The organism is Halomonas sp., from assembly GCF_014859505.1.
Lineage (GTDB): Bacteria > Pseudomonadota > Gammaproteobacteria > Pseudomonadales > Halomonadaceae > Halomonas.
The window spans coordinates 1-5,903 of sequence record NZ_JACUUD010000150.1 but is presented as its reverse complement, the minus strand read 5'-3'; the positions used below and the strand labels follow the sequence as shown (position 1 = coordinate 5,903).

The window sequence follows — 5,903 nt, the reverse complement described above, 5'->3', positions numbered from 1 at the left end:
CGCGGGTGCAGCCTCGCCCCAAGACCGCTACAATCGACGGCCTGATTTTCATGGGAATCCAGAGCCGAAATGTCGACGACCGCCAAGCGCCAGATCCTGGTTACCAGCGCCCTGCCCTACGCCAACGGCGCCATCCACCTCGGCCACCTGCTCGAGTACATCCAGACCGATATCTGGGTGCGCTTCCAGAAGAGCCGCGGCCACGAGTGCCACTATGTCTGCGCCGACGATGCCCACGGCACCGCCATCATGCTGCGCGCCGAGCAGGAGGGGATCACCTCCGAGGCGCTGATCGATCGTGTCAGCCAGGAGCACCAGTCGGACTTCGCCACCTTCGGCGTGGCCTTCGACAACTACCACTCGACCCACTCCGACGAGAACCGCTACTTCAGCGAGCTGATCTACACCCGCCTGCGCGACAAGGGCCATATCGCCACCCGCGATATCGAGCAGATGTACGACCCGGTCAAGGGCCTCTTCCTGGCCGACCGCTTCATCAAGGGCACCTGCCCCAAGTGCAAGGCGGATGACCAGTATGGCGACAACTGCGAGGCGTGCGGCGCCACCTATACCCCGGCCGAGCTGATCGACCCGGTGTCGGCCATCTCCGGCGCCACCCCCGAGGTGAGAAGCTCCACCCACTACTTCTTCAAGCTGCCCGACTTCTCCGATTTCATGCATCGGTGGATCAACGACGGCCACGTCCAGCCCCAGATCCGCAACAAGCTGATGGAGTGGTTCGAGGCCGGCTTCAACGAGTGGGACATCTCCCGCGACGCCCCCTACTTCGGCTTCGAGATTCCCGACGCCCCGGGCAAGTACTTCTATGTCTGGCTGGACGCACCCATCGGCTACCTGGCCAGCTTCAAGAACCTCTGCGACCGGCAGGGTCTGGACTTCGACACCTTCTGGCACAGGGACAGCGACGCCGAGGTCTACCACTTCATCGGCAAGGACATCGTCTACTTCCACGCCCTGTTCTGGCCGGCCATGCTGCACGGCGCCGACTTCCGCACTCCCACGGCGGTGAACTGCCACGGCTTCGTGACGGTGAACGGGGCCAAGATGTCCAAGTCCCGGGGCACCTTCATCAAGGCCGCCACCTACGCGGACTTCCTGAACCCGGAGTACCTGCGCTACTACTTTGCCGCCAAGCTCACCTCCCGGGTGGATGACCTGGACCTCAACCTCGAGGACTTCGCCGCCCGGGTCAACAGCGACCTGGTCGGCAAGGTGGTCAATATCGCCAGCCGCTGCGCCGGCTTCGTCAAGAAGCTCGGCGGTGGCACTCTCTCGGCCCACTGCGCCGAACCGGAGATGGTGGCCCGCTTCATTGCCGCCGGCGACGAGATCGCCGAGTTCTTCGAGACCCGGGAGTTCGGCCGCGCCATGCGCCGGGTGATGGAACTGGCGGATGAGGCCAACACCTACATCGCCGACGCCGAACCCTGGGTGCTGGCCAAGCAGGAGGGCCGCGAGCAGGAGGTCCTCGATATCTGCTCGGTGGGCCTCAACCTCTTCCGCCAGCTGATGGTCTACCTGGCGCCGGTGGTGCCGGCCATGGCCAAAGAGGCCCGCGAGTTCCTGAAGCTGGCAAGCCTCGACTGGCATAGCCGCCACGAGGTGCTGCTGGGCCACGAGATTGCCAAGTTCAAGCCGCTGATGACCCGCGTCGAGCGGGAGAAGATCGATGCCATGATGGCGGCGTCCAAGGAGGATCTGGTGGAAGAACAGAAGCTCAAGGAGACCCCCAGGGGGCCCCTGGCCGAGACGCCGATCGCCCCGGAGATCGGCTTCGAGGACTTCCGCAAGGTGGACCTGCGCATCGCTCGGATCGCCAAGGCCGAGTACGTCGAGGGCGCCGACAAGCTGCTCAAGCTGACCCTGGACCTGGGCGGCGAGACCCGCACGGTGTTCTCGGGGATCCGCGCCGCCTATGCCCCCGAGGCGCTGGAGGGCCGGCTCACCGTGATGGTGGCCAACCTCGCCCCGCGCAAGATGCGCTTCGGCCTCTCCGAAGGCATGGTGCTGGCCTCGGCCAACGACGAGGGCATCTACCTGCTCTCGGCGGACGCCGGCGCCGAACCCGGCCAGCGGGTGACCTGAGGCCACCGTGAGCCAACGCGAGCGGATCGAGGCCATCGACGCCCTGCTGCCGCAGACCCAGTGCGGCAAGTGCGGCTTCGATGGCTGCCTGCCCTATGCCGAGGCGATCGCCGAGGGCGAACCGATCAACCGCTGCCCGCCGGGTGGCGAGCCCACGCTTGAGCGCCTGGCCGAGCTTACGGGCCAGCCGGTGCAGCCCCTGGCGGAGCCCGCCCAGCTGCCGCTGGCTGCGGTGATCCGCGAGGACGAGTGCATCGGCTGCACCAAGTGCATCCAGGCCTGCCCGGTGGACGCCATCCTGGGTGCGGCCAAGCGCATGCACACGGTGATCACCGACGAGTGCACCGGTTGCGAGCTGTGCGTGGCACCCTGCCCGGTGGACTGCATCGATCTCGTCCCCCACCCCGCCTGGCAGGCCGCCGAGAGCGAGGCCAAACGCGACGCCTACCTGGCGCGCCGTGCGGACCTGGGTCGCCGCCGCCACCGAGCCCGCCAGGCGCGCCTCGCTCGGCAGGCCAGGGAGAAGCGCCTGGAACGCCAGAAGCGGGTGATGCAGCAGCGCCGCCCCGGTGGCTCGGGCCCTGCCGCTGCAGGGCCCGCGGTAAACCGTCAGCGCCGCATGGCCTTGAAGGCCGCCGAACAGGCCGTCAGGCGGGTTCAGCAACAGCTGGAAAGCGCCCAGCGTCGTCACGACGCCGTGGCCGAGGCCACCGCCAGAGCCCAGTTGCCCGAAGCAGAGCGGCTGCTCGCCGATGCCCTAAAAGCGCTGGAGCAGACAGGCACGACCGAATAAGGCGAATCACACCGCTGGGCGAAGGCGGAGTCTAAATCGCTTCAAGCTACTGGTGGGAGCTGGGCTTTCCCGCGGTTCGACGCTTCGACGAATGGCACCGCAGGCGCCCCGTAGAGTTACTGGCTCATGCAGTGGCCTCCGCTCACTTCGCCCCGCAAAGCGTGGCTCCCACCAGAAGGAACAGACCTCGGTGGCAGCAGGAAAGGCTCCCACCAGAAGGAACAGGCCTCGGTGGCAGCAGGAAAAGCTCCAGCCCTTCGGGTCACTACCAGAAGGAGCAGTCCTCGGTGGTAGCTTGTTGGTCACCAAGGCTCAAAGCCACTGGTGGGAGCCCGGGTTCCCCGGGCGAATGGCGCCGAAGGCGCCCGACAAATCACGAAAAAGATGCCATGAACGCCCAGAAACGCTTCGAGATCTTCGCGCGGCTGCGCGACCACAACCCCGAGCCCACCACCGAGCTCCACTGGACGACCCCCTTCGAGCTGCTCGCGGCGGTGCTGCTCTCCGCCCAGGCCACCGACGTGGGCGTCAACAAGGCCACGGCCAGGCTCTTCCCCGTCGCCAATACCCCTCAGGCGATCATCGAGCTCGGTATCGACGGCCTCAAGGAACACATCAGGACCATCGGGCTCTTCAACACCAAGGCCGAGAACCTGATGAAGACCTGCCACCTGCTGATCGACAACCACGGCGGCGAGGTGCCCGAGACCCGCGCCGCCCTGGAGGCGCTGCCCGGGGTGGGCCGCAAGACCGCCAACGTCATCCTCAACACCGCCTTCGGCCAGCCCACCATCGCCGTGGACACCCATATCTTCCGGGTCTCCAACCGCACCGGGATCGCCAAGGGCAAGGACGTGGTCGAGGTGGAGAAGAAGCTGCTGCGCCACGTGCCGAAGGAGTTTCGCCAGGACGCCCACCACTGGCTGATCCTCCACGGCCGCTACACCTGCGTGGCACGCAAGCCGCGCTGCGGCAGCTGCGTCATCGAGGACCTCTGCGAATTCAAGGAGAAGACGGAGCTTTAGCCGCGGCGCCCGGGCAAGGCACGCAAAAGGACATGCACCGAAGGGCGGGTTGGCAGCCGCCGGTGGCTGGGCGAGGATAGCCCCACAACGACAAGAGCCCTTTCGGAGCCCCATGCCCATCCCACTCCACGACCGCCCCATCGCCGAGCGCATCGAGGCGCTGCTGGCCCTTTCCCGCCAGCACGCCGACACCTACTGCAGCCCATCGGCCAGCCTGGCGCGGGAGCGCTACCTGGCCCGGCACCCCACCCGCCTGCTGGTGCTGAAGTGCATGGACGGGCGCATCCATATCCCCCACGCCACCCGTACGCCGTTGGGGATCATCACCCCCTTCCGCAACCTCGGCGGTATCTTCGACCTGGGCTGGCCCTACCTGGGGGAACTGGTGACCGAGGCGGTGGCCGAGGGGATCCGTGCCGGCCACGGATCGCTGCTGATGATCACCTACCACTTCTCCCGGGGGGAGCGCCTGCGCGGCTGCGCCGGTTTCGGCTGTGATGCCGGCGCCGCCCTGGCCCACGCCCGCCAGATCCGCACCCAGGCCGAGCAGCTGTTCGGGCGCGACCACCAGCACGTCTACCCCCTGGTGTGCGGCTTCGAGACCGACTCCGACGCCCTCATCCTCCACGGCGAGGGGGAAGCGACCCTGGACATCGGGACGCTCGACCCCGACGACGGCGAGAGCCTCGGCCATCGGGTCGCCACCCTCTGCCCGGACATGCCGGCCGATATCCGCCGCGACCTGCTGCCGCTGCTCGAAGGCAACCTGGCCCATGCGGCGAGCCTGCGCGGCGTGGCCCGCCAGCTCGATATCGAGCACCGCGAGTGGGTGATCTGCGTGGGGCGCGGCTTCGACTTCCTGCACCTGCCCAATACCGCGCTGATCATCGGCCCCTACGGCCCGAGCCTGGCCGAGCCCATCGGCACCGCCGCGGACATCATCGACGACAACATGGCCGCCGGGCGCATTCCCGATGACGGCTGCATGCTGCTCGCCTCCACCCCCTACCAGGCGGTGGGCGTGGATCGTGCCCGGGCCGAGCTCAAGTCCCGTTTCCTGGCCGATTTCGCCACCCGAGTGATCCAGGAGCACCACCCCTGGCTCGCCGAGCGCATGCACCGCCACACCGCCGTGGTGCACTGGCCCACCCGGCGCCTGGACCTGCTGGACGCCCGGATCGGGAAGACCTGCTGATGGAAGTGCTCAAGTACCTGGCGCTGCCGCCGCTGGTCAACGTCCTGCTGGTGCTGGCCGGCCTGCTGCTGGGGGCCCGGCGCCTGGCCGGTGGCCTGCTGGTCGCACTCGGGCTGGCCAGCCTGCTGCTGCTCGCGACTCCCTGGGCCAGCCATGCCCTGCGCCAGGGCCTGGAACCGGCGCCATTGCCCGGCCCCGCCTCGCTGCGCGGCGCCCAGGCCATCGTCATCCTGGGAGGCGGGCGCGACTACGTCGCCCCGGAATTCGGTTGGGGCGATGCCCCCTCCAACCCCACCTGGCGGCGGCTGGCCTATGGTGCCCACCTGCACCGGGGCAGCGGCCTGCCGATCCTGGTCAGCGGCGGGCGGGTCCATGACGAGCACAGCGCCGAGGCGAGCCTGATGGCCGCGGCGCTGCGCGAGGTGTTCGAGGTACCGGTACGCTGGCTCGAGGGCGAGAGCCGCAACACCGCAGAGAATGCCCGCTTCAGTGCCGCCATGCTGGGGGCCGCCGGCATCCAGCGGGTGGCCCTGGTCTCCCAGGCCTGGCACCTGCCCCGCGCCGGCGCGGAGTTCGAGCGGGCCGGGCTGACGGTGATCCCCGCCCCCACCGAGTTCGCCAGCGCCCCGCCTCCGGGGCTCCACGGCTGGATTCCCCGCGCCTATCACCTCAACGAGAGCACCCGGGCCCTGAACGAATGGCTGGGACGCGGAGTACTGTGGGTGCGCGACGCCCTGCTGACGCGGATCGGCAACCGGTCATGAGCCACCGCTGAGCAGGCGGC

Annotated in this window: 5 protein-coding genes; all 5 read left to right on the top strand. The window is 68.3% G+C overall.

From position 1 onward, the window contains the following. Positions 1–69: 69 nt before the first annotated feature. The 5 genes from metG to IBX53_RS14095 all read left to right on the top strand — a co-directional run bounded on the left by metG (position 70) and on the right by IBX53_RS14095 (position 5,883). Entirely contained in the window at positions 70–2,106 is a 2,037-nt protein-coding gene (metG, locus tag IBX53_RS14115; RefSeq protein WP_290910407.1) for a methionine--tRNA ligase, read from the top strand. Between the two features lie 7 nt (positions 2,107–2,113). Further along, positions 2,114–2,899 (top strand): RnfABCDGE type electron transport complex subunit B, encoded by a 786-nt coding sequence (locus tag IBX53_RS14110; RefSeq protein WP_290910404.1) that lies wholly within the window; start codon positions 2,114–2,116, stop codon positions 2,897–2,899. Positions 2,900–3,288: 389 nt separating this feature from the next. Next, positions 3,289–3,924 (top strand): endonuclease III, encoded by a 636-nt coding sequence (nth, locus tag IBX53_RS14105; protein ID WP_290910403.1) that lies wholly within the window; start codon positions 3,289–3,291, stop codon positions 3,922–3,924. Positions 3,925–4,036: 112 nt separating this feature from the next. After that, positions 4,037–5,119 carry a hypothetical protein gene (locus IBX53_RS14100; protein WP_290910400.1) on the top strand — a complete coding sequence of 361 codons (1,083 nt, stop codon included), beginning with the start codon at positions 4,037–4,039 and terminating at the stop codon, positions 5,117–5,119. Next, positions 5,119–5,883, top strand: coding sequence for a YdcF family protein (locus tag IBX53_RS14095; protein WP_290910398.1), 765 nt, complete (start codon positions 5,119–5,121; stop codon positions 5,881–5,883). Before IBX53_RS14100 ends, IBX53_RS14095 begins: the two co-directional genes overlap by 1 nt. Positions 5,884–5,903 lie beyond the last annotated feature (20 nt).